The following is a 16,773-nucleotide window of genomic DNA, read 5'->3' on the forward strand; positions in this document are numbered from 1 at the left end:
CGCCCTGATCGCTGTAAGGCGGCACCCACAGGTGTTTCACGATCCTGTAGGTGCCGTCGGGTGGTGCATAGCAACCACTTTACGCCTCTTGCAATTGATCATTCTCAGGTTCTCTACTCATGGAGAACACGAGAACATGACTATTGGTTCAACACACAACCATCCTGCCGATCTGGCCATCGACCCATTACTGGCCACGCAGCCGTGGGCCGCGCGTTTCCCTAACCCCCCGGATCTCTGCTTCGACTACCGCCGGCTTCTCGAACAAGAGGGCGGCGTCGCACGTGCCACACAACCCGATCACCGCATTTGCGTCGTCGGTGCCGGAGTTACCGGGTTGACTGCTGCCCGCGAGTTATTGCGCTGTGGTTTCAACCGTATCACCTTGATTGAGCAGTCCCGGCGTGTAGGCGGGCGACACCTGACGGTCGTGAACAGCTCAGCAAGCCACAAGCAACCTGCGACCCCTTTTGAAATGGGGGCGATGCGCATGCCGTTCTTCAATAGGACTGGAGAGTCGCCTAAAGAGGGTCGGTCGCTTATGGCCTATTACGCAAAGCTGTTCGAGCTGCGGATTTCTGACTTCCCTAACCCAGGTACACCTTGGGTGAATGCCACGGGGATTTATCTTCGCGAAGGTCAATTAGAAGGGGAAGGTGATCCGGGTCTTTTGATCTGGCGTAATCCGTCAGGCGAAACCCCACCTCCTTCGGCAATATTGCAACAGGTCTACGAGAAATGGCGCAATTTTGCTCAGCAATTTGCTGAACATGTTGCCGCGGTTTATGGAACGTCAAGCTGGGAGTCGATATGGCGGGAAATCGTCGAACGCTATCATCGACTGTCGTTCAGGGATCTGGTGCATTTGCCCGCCCTTGCTGCCTGGGACCCTGAAAACCCCGGTGACTTTGGCGGTTTGGGCATGAGCAGTGACGAGTCGGCCATTTTCTATGCAATCGGTATTGGCGATGGCAGCTGGGGAGCATTTTATGATGTTTGCTGCCTGTACCCGCTACGTACGGCAATCTTTGGCTTCAGCAGTCATTTGCAGTTGGTGCATGGCCGTGTGGATTCAAGAGGTGTGCCTTACACTGCGCCGCATCTTGAAGCAAACAATGTCCCTGATAGCAGGGGATTGCCGTTTCAAGGGCCAGCCTATCTCGGACTTGCGGCCCTCGACGAAAGCCTTTTGCACCTGGACGTCGGCATGGGTGGGATCTCGCTATATGAACATCTTCTGAAAACAAATGATGGGCTACTGACAGATACGTCCGTGTGTGCGGTGCAGAAGCTGAAAGATGGCCGTATTCGGGTCGGATACCGTTGGCGCTGCAGTGATCCGTTACACCAGAGCACCGAATATGAAGACTTCGACAGCGTGATCATGACCACTCCGTCATGGCTGATCGAAACCAACATCAGCCTCAACGGCTTCACTCGCCAGATGTTGCCGCAGCCGATTATCGACGCCTGGAAGCATGCCCATTGGGAGACCAGTTGCAAGGTCTATGCACCGTTGAAGAAAAGTTTCCTCGACCACAAGCCGATGCCGCAAATTCTGATCACCGATAGCTTTGTGCACGATGTCTATGCCTATCGGTACAACGATAGCTATCCAGATGACTGCATTCTCCTCAGTTATACCTGGGAGGATGACGCGACCAAACTGGCAGCCTTCTCTGATGCGGAGTTGGCGAGCAAATGCCTGAAGGAGCTCGATCGGATCCTTCTACGCTGCACCAATGTGGGGGAGGCTATTTCGCCTTACGTCGATACTCGAAATATTTGCATACAGCGTTGGATCACAGACCGAAATGCGCTCGGGTGCGCGAAGTTGTATAGGGCAGGTACCTACTTTGATGCTGTAAACCTGATGAAATACAACCGAGACCTGAGTGCGCGCTCAGGGCTGTATCTGGCTGGCGAGTCCTTTTCAGTTGACGCCGGATGGACCGAGCCGTGTTTGCGCACGGCAATCGATACGGTCATCAATCTCTGCCACAACACGTCAGCGCAGTTCAATGGCGGCTTCACCCTTGAGTACTACCCCCACTATCAGCTTGGGAAATAACGGCGTACGGGGCATTTTGTAGGGGGAGTCCTACTGCGATTATGTAGTTTTCCTTTGGTCCCATAGGACTCTCCTGACTGTCGCTCCCTGACCCAACATCGCTTTACTGGCGTCCTTCCAAAACAACCATAAAAAGGAAGCCGCCATGTCTGAATCCTGTTCCCCCGTCAGCCCCGTACGTATCGCTGTCATCCAGTACGACCCTCAGGTCGGTCTTGAGCACTGTGAGAACAACGTGAGCAGAGGCCTGGCATTGGCCCGGCGCGCAGCACGCGAAGGTGCCAACCTGATCGTGCTGCCTGAACTGGCCAACACGGGCTACACCTTCAACTCCCGTGCCGAAGCCTATTCCCATGCGCAGGTGCTGCGGGACGGCCCTTGCCTGAAAACCTGGGCAGACTTCGCCAAGCAATACCAGGTATACCTGGCTGCGGGGTTTGCCGAACGTGACGGGCTGAAGCTCTACGACAGTGCTGTACTGTTTGGCCCCGAAGGCCTGCTCGGGCACTACCGCAAGGCGCATCTGTGGAACCAGGAAAAGCTTTGGTTCACCCCTGGGGACCTGGGGTTCCCGGTGTTCGAGACGCCTATCGGCCGTATCGGCCTGCTGATCTGCTGGGACATCTGGTTCCCGGAAGTACCACGGGTGATGGCCGCGCAAGGCGCCGACATCATCTGCAGCCTCAACAACTGGGTATGGACCCCGCCGCCGTTGTTCGATGATGCAGGGCGTTGTATGGCCTCGTACCTGACCATGACGGCAGCCCATGTCAACAACGTTTATATCGCCGCCGCGAACCGTGTCGGCAGCGAGCGGGGCGGGCGCTTCCTGGGCTGCTCGCTGATCGCCGGTACCAATGGCTGGCCGATCGGCGAGGTGGGCAGTGCAGAAGCCGAGGAGATTATCTATGCCGATGTCGACTTGAGCAGTGCGCGCTCGGCACCGATCTGGAACAGCCTCAACGACCTGCCAAGAGACCGGCGCACCGACCTCTACGATGCCACCCTTGGCTATCGCTTGCATGCACCTATGCCACGTTGAGGAGTTGCGAATGAACACACTCCTCTTCTCACGACAGCAGTATTGGCTTGTGTTGATTTTCGGCTGCCTGCTGGTGTTTCTCGCTGCAAGCCTTGCCCATGGCCAATGGCTGGATTATGCGCATAGGGTGGCGACGCTCGATGAGCCGCTCAGCCGTTTGCGCTGGATTGTGGGTGATATCAGTGAAGTGGCTTTCTACAAGCACGAACTGCCCGCGCTGGGCTTGCTGCTGGGGGCGTGCCTGGCGCACTGGGCGCAGCTGCGAGGGTACCGGTGGCAGGGCTTTGCCATCTGCTATGGCAGCGGATTATGGCCATGGGTGTTTACCAGTTCGCTTTTGGGCTTGCTGCTCAGTCATGTGTTGTGGGGATGGACATTGGCCAGTGGCACCTGGCAACCCACCTTCGTTGCCTTCGTGTCATTGCCGGCAGCCATGGTATTGCTTTTTGGTGCGGGCTGGCGGGTGACGATCACGGGGGCACTACTGGGGGCGCTACTGGTAACACCGGCCAGCCTGCTGATGGTCAATTACCTGTGTTATCCCCTGCAGTTGCCAGTGGTAGTGGGCAATGTGAGTGGCATGGCAGTGGCAAGCGTGGTGGCCTTCATCCTGTGCAAGCACTTTCCTTCATGGGTACGCCAATGTTGTGAACCCACCGTCGTGGCGCCGGTTGTCAATCAGCCTGACTACGGTGTGGTCTGGACTTTGCGGCGCGTTCTGGCCGACTTCAGCGAAGCCCCATTCTTTGGTAATGAGCTGGCCAGCCTCGGGCTATTGCTGGGTGTGTTGCTGGCATACCTGTTGAGTCCGGCTGCACTGTCCTACGGTTCTATGCTGGTGATGCAGATGGTGGCCGGGCAGGCCTTGGCCTCCCTGGTCGGGGTTGTACTCTGGCGTGGACAGTGGAAAGCCCGTGGGTGGTACCCTACCTACATTCCGATTGTGTCGATCGTCCCGGCCGCGGTGTTGACACATGGCGGCAGCTGGCAAGTGGTGGTGGCGAGTGCAGTGCTGGGTGCACTGGTGGCTCCGCCGCTGGCAGTGGCGATCACTCGGCGGTTGCCGGCCTATGTGCATGGCTACATCGGCAATGTGGTGTCGATGGCCGTCTGCACGCTGGGAATCGTGCCTGTAGTCGGATTACTTGTGGGGGGAGAAGCATGAGTGAACATTCGAGTCTGCCCAGGCTGTCGATCGCCAGCCTGGGCGGCACGGTCAGTATGCGGGCCGGTGCTGTCGGGGATGGTGTGACGCCAAGCCTGGATTGTGAGCGGCAACTGCTTCAGGTTCCACAATTGCGCGAGATGGCGCAGTTGAACGTTGCTTCATTGTGCCTGCTCCCCAGTGCATCGCTGGGCTTCGCGACGTTGCTGGAGGTGTTGGCATGGGCCCAGGGGGAAGTGGAGCGCGGGGCTCAGGCCTTGGTATTGAGCCAAGGGACCGACAGCCTTGAGGAAACGGCCTATTTCCTGGACCTGCTCTGGTCATTCGATGTGCCATTGGTGATGACCGGTGCCATGCGCTCGGCGAGTCAGCCGGGCAATGATGGGCCGGCCAACTTGTTGGCTGCGGCTCAGGTTGCATTGGCACAACACAGCCGTGGGCGAGGTGTGCTTGTGGTCATGAATGATCAGGTCCACTGCGCGGCAAGGGTTCGCAAGACGGCCAGCCTGGCGATGGCGGCATTCGAGTCGCCCGGATGTGGCCCGTTGGGCGACGTTGTGGAGGGTGTTGTGTTGTATCGCCATCCGCCCGGGCGACGGAAAGTGTTGCCGTTACCGTACCGCACCGACCAGCGCGTTGCCCTGCTGGAAGCCTGCCTAGACGCAGACACGGCGCTGCTGCGGGCTGTGGCCACCTTGGGTTATGAGGGGTTGGTCATCGCCGGTTTCGGTGCTGGGCATGTTTCCGCCAGTTGGTCCGAAGTGCTGGAACACCTGGCGCCCACCTTGCCGGTCATGGTTGCTACGCGCACAGGGAGGGGGCCTACAGCCCGGGCAACCTACGGGTTTGCTGGTGCAGAGATCGACCTGCAGAAAAAAGGCGTCTACATGGCTGGGCAACTCTGCCCGCGCAAATGCCGCATCTTGCTGTGGCTGCTGATAGGCACCGACCGGCAACATGAGCTGCAGGACTGGTTGCAGCCCTGAACCATCTGCCCGCGCGGGCGTTCGCGCGGGCAGCCCTTCCGGCGTTGCTGTGCTAGGGTGCACACACTTTTGCTTCCCAGGATTCTTACCATGCTCCCCGTACTCAGCGAAAAAGAACTCGACCGCCTCGAAGACCTGCTGATCACCTATGGCAATGACTACTCGGTGCTGAACCTGGCCGAGCTCAATGGCTTTTTCGTCGCACTGGCCAGTTCGCCGATCACTGTCCTGCCGGAACAATGGCTGCCGGCGGTAGCGGGTGGCAAGGTACCGAAGTTCAAGAAGCCCGCGCATGAGGAGGCCTACACGGCATTGATGCTGCGTTATGCCAGCCAGGTGGCAGAAGAACTGAGCAATGAGGTCGACCAGTTCGAACCGCTGTTCGAGGAACGCGAAGGCGAGCAGGGCACTGTGATCGTGATGGAGGAGTGGTGTTTCGGCTACATGCGCGGTACCCAGGTGGCCGGTTGGGGCGAGTTGCCACCGGAGCAGGCCCCGCTGCTCAAGGCCATTTCGCTACATGGGCTGGAAGATAACTTCGAGCTGCTGGACCAGATGAGCGATGAGGATATCCAGGCCTGTGTGCCGCAGGTGGTCGAGGCTGCGCGTGGGCTGTACCGACATTTCAAAAAGCTGCACTGATCGGATCGTTGGCTAGCGCTCACCTGTAGGCGCCAGCGCAAGTGTTTGGAAACCATTGTTCCGCCCCGCGAAATTATGGTTTCCCCTGCGCACTGATTCTGCTGCCAGCCGATCCAGTGCAGCATGTGCTCCATCAGCCCCATCCCGGCGCTGACCAGGAGCCAAGCCCATGTCGAACCCGATCAAGCTCTACAACTTCCCCAAGTCTGGCCATGCCCATCGCATCGAGTTGATGCTCTCGCTACTGAACCTGCCCACCGAGCTGGTGTTCGTCGACCTGGCCAAAGGCGCGCACAAGCAGCCGGACTTCCTCGCACTCAACCCGTTCGGCCAGGTTCCGGTCATCGATGACAACGGCACGGTGATTGCCGACTCCAACGCCATCCTCGTCTACCTGGCCAAAAAGTATGACAACGGTGCCTGGCTGCCCGAAGAACCTGCCGCCGCTGCCCGTGTGCAACGCTGGCTATCGGTCGCCGCGGGCCCGCTGGCATTTGGCCCGGCAGCCGCCCGCCTGGTCACGGTGTTCGGGGCTTCGTTCAATACCGACGAAGTGATTTCCCGCGCCCACACCTTGCTCAAGGTGATCGATGCCGAGTTGGCCAACACGCCATTCCTGACGGGTAGCACACCCACCATAGCGGACATTGCCAACTACTCGTACATCGCTCACGCCCCCGAAGGCAATGTGTCGCTGGAGCCCTATGCCAATGTGCGCAACTGGCTGGCGCGGATCGAGGCGCTGCCGCGTTTCGTCCCCATGCCGCGCACCGTGATCGGGCTGCAAACCCACGCCTGAAACCCCGCCATCGCGAGGAACGCCGCCATGCAACAATCTCCTGATCACTGCCCCTCGCCCTGGCATGCGGGTGAAAAGACCCTGCAGGAAAAGGTCGGTGTAGCAGAACGCATGGAGGCGTTCGGGCAAAAGGTCATTCGTGACCACATGCCCGACCAGCATCGGACGTTCTATCATCAGTTACCGTTCATGGTCGCCGCCAGTGTGGATGCCCAGGGTCGGCCATGGGCCACGCTGCTGGAAGGGCCGGAAGGGTTCGTAAGCTCGCCCGACCCTCGTATGCTGACGATCCACACCACGTTGCCAGTAGATGACCCCGCCACCCCCGGGTTGGCTGCCGGGCAGGCGGTGGGCTTGCTGGGGATCGAACTGCACACCCGTCGGCGCAATCGCATCAACGGGCAGATCCGCCACGCTGCCCAAGGGCAACTGCAAGTGGCCGTAGAGCAGGCGTTTGGCAACTGCCCGCAGTACATCCAGTTGCGTGACTACACCCGCGTCACCGAACCCGCCCTCGGGCGCATCGATGCGACAACACTGGATACCTCCGCCGTCAGCATGATCCAGGCCGCCGATACCTTCTTCGTCGCCAGCTATGTCGAGCATGCTGACGGCCAGCGCTCGGTGGATGTCTCCCACCGTGGTGGCCGGCCAGGGTTCATCAAGGTCGAAGGCAATCGGCTTACCATTCCCGATTATGCTGGCAATCTGCATTTCAACACCTTGGGTAACCTGGTGGTCAACCCGCGGGCCGGCTTGCTGTTCATCGACTTCAATAATGGCAATGTGTTGCAACTGTATGGACGTGCCGAGGTGCTGCTGGACAGCCCGGCCATCCAGGCCTTTGAAGGGGCTGAGCGGTTATGGACACTGCAGGTCGAGCAGGTGGTGAGGCGTCCGGCAGCCGTTGCCCTGCGCTGGGCTTTCAAGGAATACGCGCCGACCAGTCTGATGACCGGCACCTGGGCCGAGGCCGATGCGCGCCTGGAGCAGCGGCAACAACAGCGCCAATGGCTGGCCTGGCGGGTGCTGCGGGTGGAGCAGGAAAGTCGCGATATCCGCTCGTTCTATCTCGAACCACCGGCAGGCTGCCGTGTGGCCTTTGCCCCTGGCCAGCATCTGCCTGTGCAAGTGCCGCGTGATGGCGAGTCGGCGCTGATCCGCACCTACAGCCTTTCAAGTGCCCCGGCCGATGCATTCTTGCGCATCAGCGTCAAAGCCCAGGGCCCGGCTTCGCGGTATCTGCATGAGCGCGTTGTGGCCGGCGATGTGCTGAATGTGCGGCCGCCGATGGGCAGCTTCACGCTTGACCAGCAAAGCACGCGCCCGTTGGTGCTGATCGGCGCGGGCGTGGGTATAACGCCGTTGCTGGCCATGCTGCGCCAGCAGTTGAGGACAGGGCAGGCCCGGCGCATTCATCTGTTCCATGGCGCACGCAGCCTGGCCGACTTGCCGTTCCAGCAGGAACTGGCGGCCTTGCGGCAACAGGCTGGCGATCTACTGCAGGTACACCGCGCCCTGAGCCAGCCTGAAGGGCACGCGCAGGTCGGTCGTGATTACGAGTTTGCCGGCCGGTTGGGTATCGAACAGGTCAAGGCAACGCTGGCGTTGGACGACTACGATTTCTACCTGTGTGGCCCGGGCAGCTTCACCCAGCAGCTTTACGAAGGGCTGCGTGGGGTGCATGTGCCGGATGCGCGGATTCACGCCGAAGCGTTTGGCCCGTCGACGCTGCGGCGGTACACCGACGCAGACCAGCCAACCTTGCAACAGCCACCTGCCGCTGACGAACCGGTGCCGGTGTATTTTGCCGCGTCGGCCAAGGAGGCACGCTGGGTTCCCGGTAGCGGCACTTTGCTGGAACTGGCCGAGGCGCGTGGGCTGGCCCCGGAGTTCAGTTGCCGGGGTGGTTCGTGTGGTACCTGCAAGACCCGGCTGGTGAGCGGCCAGGTGCATTATCCAAATCCGCCGGCAGAGTTGCCGGAGGCGGGTTCGGTGCTGATCTGTTGTGCTGTGCCGGCGAAGGTGGAGGAGGGGATGCAGGCGTTGGTGCTGGATGTCTGATTCAAGCCAGTCGCAGGTGCGGGCTTGCCCGCGAAGAGGCCGGCACAGCTAACACCAGGCATCCAGATGAAAGATAATCCCCACGCCTCTTAACCTTCAGGAGCCCGCATGGACCAGATCCACCTGATGAAGGTGTTCGTCGCCGTCGGCGAGCTGGAAAGCTTCGCCGCTGCTGCTCGCCGTCTGGACATTTCCCCGGCCGCTGTCACCCGCGCCGTCAGCGCCCTGGAAGAGCAGCTCGGGGTCAAGCTGTTGCTGCGCACAACTCGCAGCGTGCGCCTGACCGAGGCCGGCGGCCGTTATCTGGAAGACACCCGGCACATCCTCGCCAGCATCCACGAGGCCAATGAAGCCGCAGCCGGCATCAACGCGACCCCCAGGGGCGACCTGGCGGTGACCGCGCCGATCCTGTTCGGCAGGAAGTTCGTCATGCCGTGCATCGTCCGTTACCTGCAGCAGTACCCGGAAGTCGATGTTTCCGCGTACTTCCTCGACCGCGTGGTGAATATGGTCGAGGAGGGCATGGACGTGGCCGTGCGCATCGGGCCGTTGCCCGACTCCGGGTTGAAGGCGCTGCGGGTGGGCAGGGTGCGGCGCATGTTGTGTGCCTCACCCGACTACCTGGCGCGCCATGGTGTGCCGAAGCACCCGTCGGACCTGGCCGGGCATGCGGTAATCGGCACCACCAACCTGTCGCCGCGGGCCGGTTGGCGCTTCGGCGTGACCGACGAGCCGACCTTGGTGCGCATGAAGCCACGGCTGACGGTAACCAGCAATGACGGGGCAATCGCCGCTGCCAGCGGCGGGCTGGGGATTGCCCGGCTGCTGTCGTATCAGGTCGTAGACGAGCTGGCCAGCGGGCAGCTGCAGGTGCTGCTGGCCGAGTACGAAGAGGCGCCCTGGCCCATTCATGTGCTGCACCGCGAAAGCAAGTACGGCTCGGCCAAGGTCAGGGCCTTTATCGACATGCTGGCGCAAGGATTGCGCGATCAGCAGCTGGATTGAGAACCTGCATCGTGTCGAGAAATGATGCTAAACAATGTTTGATACCGTGGCGGCCGTTTTTCAGGCAACCCGCTCACAACGCCTGATACTGCATCCTGAACGCCAGGTTCATTGCCTCCCCCCGGTGCAACAATCGCAACCCTGGCCGCCCTGGCAGGTGGTGCGCATTGATGGGGTGGCTAACCGGCTCAAAGCAGAAAAACCCTTGCCCTTGCGGGCAAAACAGCAAGAAGTGTCCAGCCTCGTTGGCACTGCACGCCAGTCGATAACCCGCGCTGGGCTGTTCGATCACGCACTCCCCTGGCCAGCCACTGAAGGCGTGATCAACCACTGTCTCGGGCAAACGCCCCATGGCATTGAAACGCCATTGTTCGGGCACCTCGGCCTGGTACGAGGGCAACCGCCCATCCCCGGCCAGCCACACGTTGCGCGCAGTTGCGTACAACTTGGTATCGGGATACCGCGGAAAGTAGGGATGCAGCCCCAGGCCATACCAGGTAGCTGGCTCATCCTGGTGCATCACCTGCAGGTCCAGGTTCAGGCAACCCTCATGCAGGTGCACATCCAGCGTGGCCTGGTAGGCAAACGGCACGGCACTGTCCAGCGTCAACCGAGCCTGCTGTTCACTGTGGTGTTCTACCTGCCAGGCCTGCTGCCAGGCGCTGCCATGAATCGGGTAAGGGTCATGCCCGGTATTCGGTAACAGTGCCTGCCACCCCTCGGGCCGGGCAAAGCCACCCTCGGCAATGCGGTTGGACCACGGCGCCAGCGGGTAGCAGGCCAAGCGTCGCGGCGTACCACTGGCCAGCGCGGCCGCGTCGGTATGGCGCAGCAGTGCCTGCCCGGTCACCTTTACCTGCCAGTTGACCAGGCTGGCGCCTATTTCCGGGGCCAGGCTCAGGTGTGTCAGGCGGTCTTGCAGGTGCAGTTCGGTCACAGCCATGCAAGGCTCCTTTATGGAAGATCAATCAATTGGCCCGGCGGTAGGTGAGCAGCACGATGCCACACACCACCACCGCAGCGCCGACCAGTTGCACAGGGCTCAGGTGCTGGTCGAGCAAGGCCCAGCCCAGCAACAACGTGGCGATGGGTTCAACGTTCATTACCGGTGCGTTCTGCGCCATGTTCAGGCGAGGGACACAGACGAACAGCAAGCTGAAGGCCAGGCCATACAGCACTACCAGGGTGGCCAGGGCTGCCCAGCCACTGCTGCTGCCTGGCAGTGACAAACCGGATGGGATCACGCCGCTTGCGCCTGCCACCAGCATGCTGGAGAACACGATCAGCAAGGTCAGCAGGCTGCGTACTGGGCCGCGCACGGCAGCCAGTTTGTGGTCGGTGACCCACAAGGCACAGGCAAAGGCACAGGCCGCGCCGAAAGCCAGGCTCACCCCTAATGCCCAGTGCGGGTTGGCCGCACCGCTGTCGGCCAGGTGTGCCGGTACATCCAGCGCCAGTACCAGGCCGCACAGAATCAGGCTCATGAACAACACCGTGCGGCCGGTGGGGCGTGCACCGCCCAGTGCCCAGGTGAGCAGCGCCAGCAGCATCGGGAACGTGTTGCCCACCAGCAGCGCCAAGGCTACCGGAATGCGTGCGACCGCCGAATAAAGGCACAGGCTTTGGGTGGCGATCAGCAGGCCGAGCAGTAGTTGCCAGTGCCGGGTACCGGCGGGCAGGCCCAGGGCCTGGCGTTGCCACAGCAGCAGGCAGGCAAGTACCAGCAAGGTAATACCTGAGCGGCAGAGAATGGCCAGCAGCACGCCGGTGCCGTCGTCGAATGCGATGCGAGCGGCAATGTGGTTGCCGGCGAATGAACAGGCCAGCAGGGCCAGCAAGGCGATTGCCAGTTTGCGTGGGAATAGAGGTACAGCCGAGGAGGGGGCAGCCATGTGCAGGATCCGTTGCAGGTAGGGCCAAGGGGGCTGCTTTGCAGCCCATCGCAGCCCCGATCTTATTTACAGCACCACACTGGGCAGCCACAGCGAGATGGCCGGAATGTAGGTCACCGCCATCAGCACCATGAACAGCGCCAGGTAGAACGGCAGCATTGCCTTGATCGTCGACTCGATGCTCACTTTGCCGATGGCTGAGCCGACGAACAGCACGGCGCCCACCGGTGGTGTGATCAGCCCGATCCCCAGGTTCACCAGCATGATCATGCCAAAGTGCACCGGGTCCACGCCGATACCGGTGATCACCGGCAACAGGATCGGCGTAAGGATCAGGATCAGCGGCGCCATGTCCATCACCGTGCCCAGCAGCAACAGCATGAAGTTGATGCACATCAGGATCACATAGCGGTTGTCCGAGAGGGTCAGGAATGCTGTGGTGATCTTTGACGGGATCTGCATCAGCGTCATCACGTAACCAAAACTGGCAGCAAAGCCGATGAGGATCATCACGATCGAGATGGTCCGTACCGTGCGGTGCATCAGCTTGGGCAGGTCGCGCCACTTGTAGTCGCGGTAGATGAACATGGTCACGAAGAACGACCACACCACCGCCACTGCTGCCGATTCGGTCGCGGTGAACATGCCCGACAGGATGCCGCCCAGGATGATCACCATGGCCATCAGGCCCCACAGCGCTTCGCCGGCTATCTTCAGCGCCTGGCGCATCGGGATCACTTCGCCCTTGGGGTAGTTGCGCTTCTTGGCAAAGATCAGGCACAGGCCCATCATCACGGCGCTCAACAGCAACCCGGGCATCACACCTGCCACGAACAGCGAGCCAATGGAAACCGTACCGCCCGCCGCCAGCGAGTACAGCACCGAGTTGTGGCTGGGCGGAGTCAGCAGCGCCTGTACCGAGCCGCTGACGGTCACGGCGGTGGAGAACTCGCGCGGGTAGCCTTTGCGCTCCATCTCCGGGATCAGCACCGAACCCACCGACGCGGTGTCCGCCACAGACGAGCCGGAAATCGCGCCGAAGAAGGTCGAGGCCATGATGTTGACCAGCGACAGCCCGCCACGCACGAAGCCCACCAGTACCCCGGCAAACGCCACCAGCCGCCGTGACATACCGCCTTCGGCCATGATCGCGCCGGCCAGCACGAAGAACGGAATCGCCAGCAGCGAGAATTTGTTAACCCCACTGGCCACCTGGATCATCATCGCCTGCAGCGGGATGTCAATCCACCAGGCGCCAATCAACGCCGACAGGCCCAGGGCGTAGGCCACTGGCATGCCCAGCAGAATAAGCGCAATGAAGCTGCCCAACAGAATGAACGCATCCATTTATGCTGCTCCTTCGTTTTCTTCCAGGTGGTCGAAGCGCACTACCTTGCGGTGGCTCTGATCGCCCAGCAGGAGCCTTTCCAGCACAAAGACCAGGGTCAGCACGCCACCGATCGGGATCGGCGCATAGGTCATGCCCACCCGCACCCCCGGCAGTGACGCCAGAAACTGGTTCCAGGTGGTGATGCACAGCTTGGTGCCGTAGTAGGTCATGAACACGCACACCAGAATCATCAGCACTTGCACCAGTAGCGCGGCCAGGCTGCGCGGCAGCGGTGGCAGGCGGTCGGTGATCATCGTCACCGCCATGTGTGCCCCGGCCCGGTAGCTTGCGGCGGCGCCGACGAAGGTGAACACCACCATCAGCAGGATGGCGACTGGCTCCGGCCAGCTGGCGCCGGTGCCGAGCACGTAGCGGGCGAAGATGCCCCACGGAATGATCAGCGACATGGTCAGGATCGACAGGCCGGCAACCCAGGTGCAGGTGCAGTACAGCGTGTCGTTCACACGCAGGAACAGGTTTTTCATGGGCATCACCAAAGCGGCAGTGCGGCGGGCGCCGCGCTGCCGAGGTCGTTCGGGAAGGGGCGCGGTTACTGGACAGCGTTGATACGTTTCATCAGGTCGGCGTACTGCGCGCCGTATTTTTCGCGTACCGAAGCGGTGGCGTCGTAGAACGGCTTCTTGTCGACGGTAATGAACTCGACACCGGCGGCCTTGAGCTTCTCTTCGCTGGCGGCGGTCTTGGCATCCCACAGCGCGCGCTCTTCCATCTGTGCTTCACGCGCCACCTTCTTCACCAGCGCCTGCTGCTCGGGGCTGAGCTTGTTCCAGGTGGTCTTGGACATCACTACCGGCTCCGGGAGGATCAGGTGGCCAGTGAGGGTGTAGTACTTGGCGCTCTGGAAGTGGTTGTGCTCAAGCAGCGTGGGCGGGTTGTTCTCGGCACCATCGATCACGCCAGTCTGTAGGGCACTGAAGATTTCCCCGGTGTCCATGGCGATGCCGTTGCCGCCCATGGCGTTCATCATGTCGATGAACAGCGGGTTGCCCTGTACGCGAATCTTCATGCCCTTGAGGTCTTCCAGGCTGCGCACCGGCTTTTTCGTGTAGATGCTGCGCGAGCCGCCATCCATCCAGGCCAGGGCTACCAGGTTGAAATCGGAATTGGTGATCTTGTCGAGAATTTCCTGGCCGATCTCGCCGTCGATGATCTTGCGCATGTGATCATGGTCGCGGAACACGAACGGCATGTTGAACACGTTCACATCCGGCACCACCGGGCCGACGATCCCTAAGCTGACGCGGGTCATCTGCACGGCGCCGATCTGAGCCTGTTCGATCACTTCCTTCTCCGATCCCAGCACGCCGCCGGCGAACATCTTGAAGGTGATTTCGCCATTGCTGGCGTCCTCCAGCTTTTTACCCATGTTCTGTTCCGCGACCACGGTCGGGTACCCGGCCGGGTGAATCTCGGCGAACTTGATGTCCAGCGCCGAAGCAGGCATGGACACGCTGAAGGCGAACGGGAGTACGGCAAGGAGCAGCTTGCGTTTGAACGTCATGATGAAACTCCGTGGTTTTTATTATCTGGTTTCGTGGGTGCAAGTGTGGGTATGGCTAGGGGGCGTCAGCCCCGGAAGGCAGGTTCCTCCAGGCCCTTGGTGTCAGGGTCGAGGGCAAATACCCCGCCAGCCAGGGGCTGGTCGCGCAGGTCGATGCCAGTGGGGCGGATCGAGGTGACGTACAGAATGTCCAGGCTGGCGCCGCCAAAGGCGCACATCGCCGGCTTTTTCACCGGCACGCTGAGTGATCGGTCGAGGCGACCTTCGGGGGTGAAACGGTGGATCTGCCCGGCGTCGTTGCCGCAGATCCAGTAGCAGCCGTCCTGGTCAATGGCGGCGCCATCCGGGCGGCCGGGGTAGTCGCGCATGTCGATGAACAGCCGTTTGTTGTGCGGTGTGCCGCTGTCGATGTCGTAGTCGAAAGCCCACACCTTCTGCACGTTCGGGTGCGAGTCGGACAGGTACATGCGCGTGCCGTCGGGGCTGAAGGCCAGGCCGTTGGGCACGATCATGCCGTCCTGCTGCAGGTGCAGCTGGCCTTTGCCGTCCTGCCGGTACAGCGCGCCCACGTGGGCACCTTGCTGCATGTCCAGCAGCATGGTCCCGGCCCAGAAGCGGCCCTGACGGTCGCAGCGGCCATCGTTGAAGCGCATGCCGGCCTGAGCGTGCTGCACGTTGCTGAGCAGCCGGCTGTCCAGGCTGCCGTCCGCCCTGGCCTGGAGCTGGAAGATGCCGCTTTCCATGCCCGCAATCCAACCCTGACCGCTGCGGGCGATGCAGGCCAGCATCTCGTCGCCCTGCCAGCACTGGTGTTTGCCATCGGCCGCTTGCCAGCGATGCAACTGGCGAGCGGGAATGTCTACCCAGTACAAGGCCTGTTCACCGGGGTGCCACACAGGGCTTTCGCCGGTACCGTTGCGGGCGTCGACGATCAGTTCGCAGTTCATGCCATGCCTCTTGGCTTGGGGTCAGTTGAACGGGCCGGCCACGGCGAAAGCGCCGCCCTGGTAGACCATGCTCGGGTCATCGGCGGCGGGTGCCGGTTGGGCCTCCACGGCAGCGCGGAAGGTTTCGGAGCTGTCCTTGGGTACATAGCCCAGGTGCGCGGCATGGCGGTTGTCCCACCACACGGTGCGATTGTCGGAGGCGCCATAGACAATGGTGTGACCAACGCCGGGGGTGGACAGCCCGCGTTCGATCAGCTGCACCAGGTCGTCGTAACTCAGCCAGGTGCAGAGCATGCGCAGGTTCTGTGGCTGCGGGAACGACGAGCCGATGCGAATGCTGACGGTCTCGATGCCGTAGCGGTCAAAGTAGAAGCTGGCCACATCTTCGCCGTAGCACTTGGACAGCCCGTAATAGCTGTCGGGACGGCGCGGCGCGTGAGCGTCGATGCGCTCATCCTGGCGATAGAAACCGATGGTGTGGTTGGAGCTGGCGAAGATGATGCGCTTGACCCCGTGCTTGCGCGCCGCCTCGTACACGTGGAACACGCCGCAGATGTTGGGGCCGAGAATCTCTTCGAAGGCGTGTTCGGTAGAAACCCCACCAAAGTGGAGGATGGCGTCTACGCCTTCGACCAGGGCATGCACCGCAGCCTTGTCGGCCAGGTCACAGGTAATGACTTCTTCGTGCGGGCCCGCGGCCGGGGCCATGGGGCTGATGTCAGACAGGCGCAGGACCTCGGCGTAGCCTTGCAGGCGTTCGCGAAGGACCTTGCCCAGGCCGCCTGCGGCTCCGGTGAGCAGCAGGCGATTGAAGGGGGTAGTGGTCATGGCCGGCTCTTGTTGTTAGTTGTTGTAGGTTGTCGTATGACTTGAGTGATTATTGGCGGTGGTTCTGTGTGTTGTCAATGAGGCTTGGGCGGCTTTTGCCGGCCTTTTTTGCGGGTAAAAAATGCGAAAGGCCTGCGCGGTCGCCCGTAGGAGCGGGTTTACCCGCGAAGAGGCCGGCCCTGCTGGCCAATCTCCACCCGCCGTTCACCGTCTCCGCCGCCACCGCATTCGCGGGTAAACCCGCTCCTACGCAGATCGGTGGTGGACACACAGCGGTGGTTGGACACAGACCGTCGTGTAGGAGCGGGTTCACCCGCGAAGAGGCCGGCCCTGCTGGCCAATCTCCACCCGTCGTTCACCGTTGCCGCCACCACCGTATTCGCGGGTAAACCCGCTCCTACACCTGATCAATGGTGGACA

The 16,773-nt window shown here is 61.4% G+C and carries 15 protein-coding genes; 8 read left to right on the forward strand and 7 right to left on the reverse strand.

What is annotated here, in order from left to right; translation table 11 throughout:
* The first annotated feature begins 136 nt into the window (after window positions 1–136).
* The 8 genes from ACF8EF_RS08870 (at window position 137) to ACF8EF_RS08905 (ending at window position 9,774) form a co-directional block, all read left to right on the forward strand.
* Complete coding sequence (locus ACF8EF_RS08870) at window positions 137–2,071, forward strand: flavin monoamine oxidase family protein (protein ID WP_392460942.1); 1,935 nt, start codon at window positions 137–139, stop codon at window positions 2,069–2,071.
* Window positions 2,072–2,216: 145 nt separating this feature from the next.
* Window positions 2,217–3,113 (forward strand): nitrilase family protein, encoded by an 897-nt coding sequence (locus tag ACF8EF_RS08875; RefSeq protein WP_176685130.1) that lies wholly within the window; start codon window positions 2,217–2,219, stop codon window positions 3,111–3,113.
* 10 nt (window positions 3,114–3,123) lie between these two features.
* Complete coding sequence (locus ACF8EF_RS08880; RefSeq protein ID WP_392460928.1) at window positions 3,124–4,278, forward strand: hypothetical protein; 1,155 nt, start codon at window positions 3,124–3,126, stop codon at window positions 4,276–4,278.
* Window positions 4,275–5,264, forward strand: a complete 990-nt coding sequence (locus ACF8EF_RS08885) for an asparaginase (protein WP_392460930.1) — start codon at window positions 4,275–4,277, stop codon at window positions 5,262–5,264. The genes ACF8EF_RS08880 and ACF8EF_RS08885 overlap by 4 nt, the downstream gene beginning before the upstream one ends.
* A gap of 90 nt (window positions 5,265–5,354) precedes the next feature.
* Window positions 5,355–5,906, forward strand: a complete 552-nt coding sequence (locus tag ACF8EF_RS08890) for a UPF0149 family protein (protein ID WP_392460931.1) — start codon at window positions 5,355–5,357, stop codon at window positions 5,904–5,906.
* Window positions 5,907–6,075: 169 nt separating this feature from the next.
* A complete protein-coding gene (locus ACF8EF_RS08895; protein WP_064492310.1) occupies window positions 6,076–6,705 on the forward strand; it encodes a glutathione S-transferase family protein in 630 nt (209 codons plus the stop codon).
* Window positions 6,706–6,732: 27 nt separating this feature from the next.
* The gene (locus ACF8EF_RS08900; protein ID WP_392529076.1) at window positions 6,733–8,769 is read left to right on the forward strand and encodes a pyridoxamine 5'-phosphate oxidase family protein; all 2,037 of its coding nucleotides are present in this window, start codon (window positions 6,733–6,735) and stop codon (window positions 8,767–8,769) included.
* Between the two features lie 108 nt (window positions 8,770–8,877).
* Window positions 8,878–9,774: a LysR family transcriptional regulator gene (locus ACF8EF_RS08905; protein WP_021784473.1), complete on the forward strand. Its 897-nt coding sequence runs from the start codon at window positions 8,878–8,880 to the stop codon at window positions 9,772–9,774.
* Between the two features lie 73 nt (window positions 9,775–9,847).
* Here ACF8EF_RS08905 and ACF8EF_RS08910 read toward each other — a convergent pair whose 3' ends face one another.
* The 7 genes from ACF8EF_RS08910 to ACF8EF_RS08940 form a co-directional block, all read right to left on the reverse strand.
* On the reverse strand, window positions 9,848–10,717 hold the full coding sequence (locus tag ACF8EF_RS08910; RefSeq protein ID WP_392460934.1) for an aldose 1-epimerase: 870 nt from the start codon (window positions 10,715–10,717) through the stop codon (window positions 9,848–9,850).
* 25 nt (window positions 10,718–10,742) lie between these two features.
* A complete protein-coding gene (locus ACF8EF_RS08915) occupies window positions 10,743–11,666 on the reverse strand; it encodes an EamA family transporter (RefSeq protein ID WP_176685125.1) in 924 nt (307 codons plus the stop codon).
* A gap of 66 nt (window positions 11,667–11,732) precedes the next feature.
* Window positions 11,733–13,013 carry a TRAP transporter large permease gene (locus tag ACF8EF_RS08920; protein WP_176685124.1) on the reverse strand — a complete coding sequence of 427 codons (1,281 nt, stop codon included), beginning with the start codon at window positions 13,011–13,013 and terminating at the stop codon, window positions 11,733–11,735.
* The gene (locus ACF8EF_RS08925) at window positions 13,014–13,541 is read right to left on the reverse strand and encodes a TRAP transporter small permease (RefSeq protein WP_392460936.1); all 528 of its coding nucleotides are present in this window, start codon (window positions 13,539–13,541) and stop codon (window positions 13,014–13,016) included.
* A gap of 65 nt (window positions 13,542–13,606) precedes the next feature.
* A complete protein-coding gene (locus ACF8EF_RS08930) occupies window positions 13,607–14,578 on the reverse strand; it encodes a TRAP transporter substrate-binding protein (RefSeq protein WP_392460938.1) in 972 nt (323 codons plus the stop codon).
* A gap of 65 nt (window positions 14,579–14,643) precedes the next feature.
* Window positions 14,644–15,525 carry an SMP-30/gluconolactonase/LRE family protein gene (locus tag ACF8EF_RS08935; RefSeq protein ID WP_176685121.1) on the reverse strand — a complete coding sequence of 294 codons (882 nt, stop codon included), beginning with the start codon at window positions 15,523–15,525 and terminating at the stop codon, window positions 14,644–14,646.
* Window positions 15,526–15,546: 21 nt separating this feature from the next.
* Window positions 15,547–16,353 (reverse strand): NAD(P)-dependent oxidoreductase, encoded by an 807-nt coding sequence (locus tag ACF8EF_RS08940; protein WP_176685120.1) that lies wholly within the window; start codon window positions 16,351–16,353, stop codon window positions 15,547–15,549.
* Window positions 16,354–16,773 lie beyond the last annotated feature (420 nt).

It is taken from the genome of Pseudomonas sp. zjy_15, assembly GCF_043101865.1.
In the GTDB taxonomy this organism is placed as follows: Bacteria; Pseudomonadota; Gammaproteobacteria; order Pseudomonadales; family Pseudomonadaceae; genus Aquipseudomonas; species Aquipseudomonas putida_Y.

Bases quoted from the DNA above. Each gene is read 5' to 3' on its own strand.
- ACF8EF_RS08870 (WP_392460942.1), top strand. From the start codon at position 137: ATGACTATTGGTTCAACACACAACCATCCTGCCGATCTGGCCATCGAC.
- ACF8EF_RS08875 (WP_176685130.1), top strand. From the start codon at position 2,217: ATGTCTGAATCCTGTTCCCCCGTCAGCCCCGTACGTATCGCTGTCATC.
- ACF8EF_RS08880 (WP_392460928.1), top strand. From the start codon at position 3,124: ATGAACACACTCCTCTTCTCACGACAGCAGTATTGGCTTGTGTTGATT.
- ACF8EF_RS08885 (WP_392460930.1), top strand. From the start codon at position 4,275: ATGAGTGAACATTCGAGTCTGCCCAGGCTGTCGATCGCCAGCCTGGGC.
- ACF8EF_RS08890 (WP_392460931.1), top strand. From the start codon at position 5,355: ATGCTCCCCGTACTCAGCGAAAAAGAACTCGACCGCCTCGAAGACCTG.
- ACF8EF_RS08895 (WP_064492310.1), top strand. From the start codon at position 6,076: ATGTCGAACCCGATCAAGCTCTACAACTTCCCCAAGTCTGGCCATGCC.
- ACF8EF_RS08900 (WP_392529076.1), top strand. From the start codon at position 6,733: ATGCAACAATCTCCTGATCACTGCCCCTCGCCCTGGCATGCGGGTGAA.
- ACF8EF_RS08905 (WP_021784473.1), top strand. From the start codon at position 8,878: ATGGACCAGATCCACCTGATGAAGGTGTTCGTCGCCGTCGGCGAGCTG.
- ACF8EF_RS08910 (WP_392460934.1), bottom strand. From the start codon at position 10,717: ATGGCTGTGACCGAACTGCACCTGCAAGACCGCCTGACACACCTGAGC.
- ACF8EF_RS08915 (WP_176685125.1), bottom strand. From the start codon at position 11,666: ATGGCTGCCCCCTCCTCGGCTGTACCTCTATTCCCACGCAAACTGGCA.
- ACF8EF_RS08920 (WP_176685124.1), bottom strand. From the start codon at position 13,013: ATGGATGCGTTCATTCTGTTGGGCAGCTTCATTGCGCTTATTCTGCTG.
- ACF8EF_RS08925 (WP_392460936.1), bottom strand. From the start codon at position 13,541: ATGAAAAACCTGTTCCTGCGTGTGAACGACACGCTGTACTGCACCTGC.
- ACF8EF_RS08930 (WP_392460938.1), bottom strand. From the start codon at position 14,578: ATGACGTTCAAACGCAAGCTGCTCCTTGCCGTACTCCCGTTCGCCTTC.
- ACF8EF_RS08935 (WP_176685121.1), bottom strand. From the start codon at position 15,525: ATGAACTGCGAACTGATCGTCGACGCCCGCAACGGTACCGGCGAAAGC.
- ACF8EF_RS08940 (WP_176685120.1), bottom strand. From the start codon at position 16,353: ATGACCACTACCCCCTTCAATCGCCTGCTGCTCACCGGAGCCGCAGGC.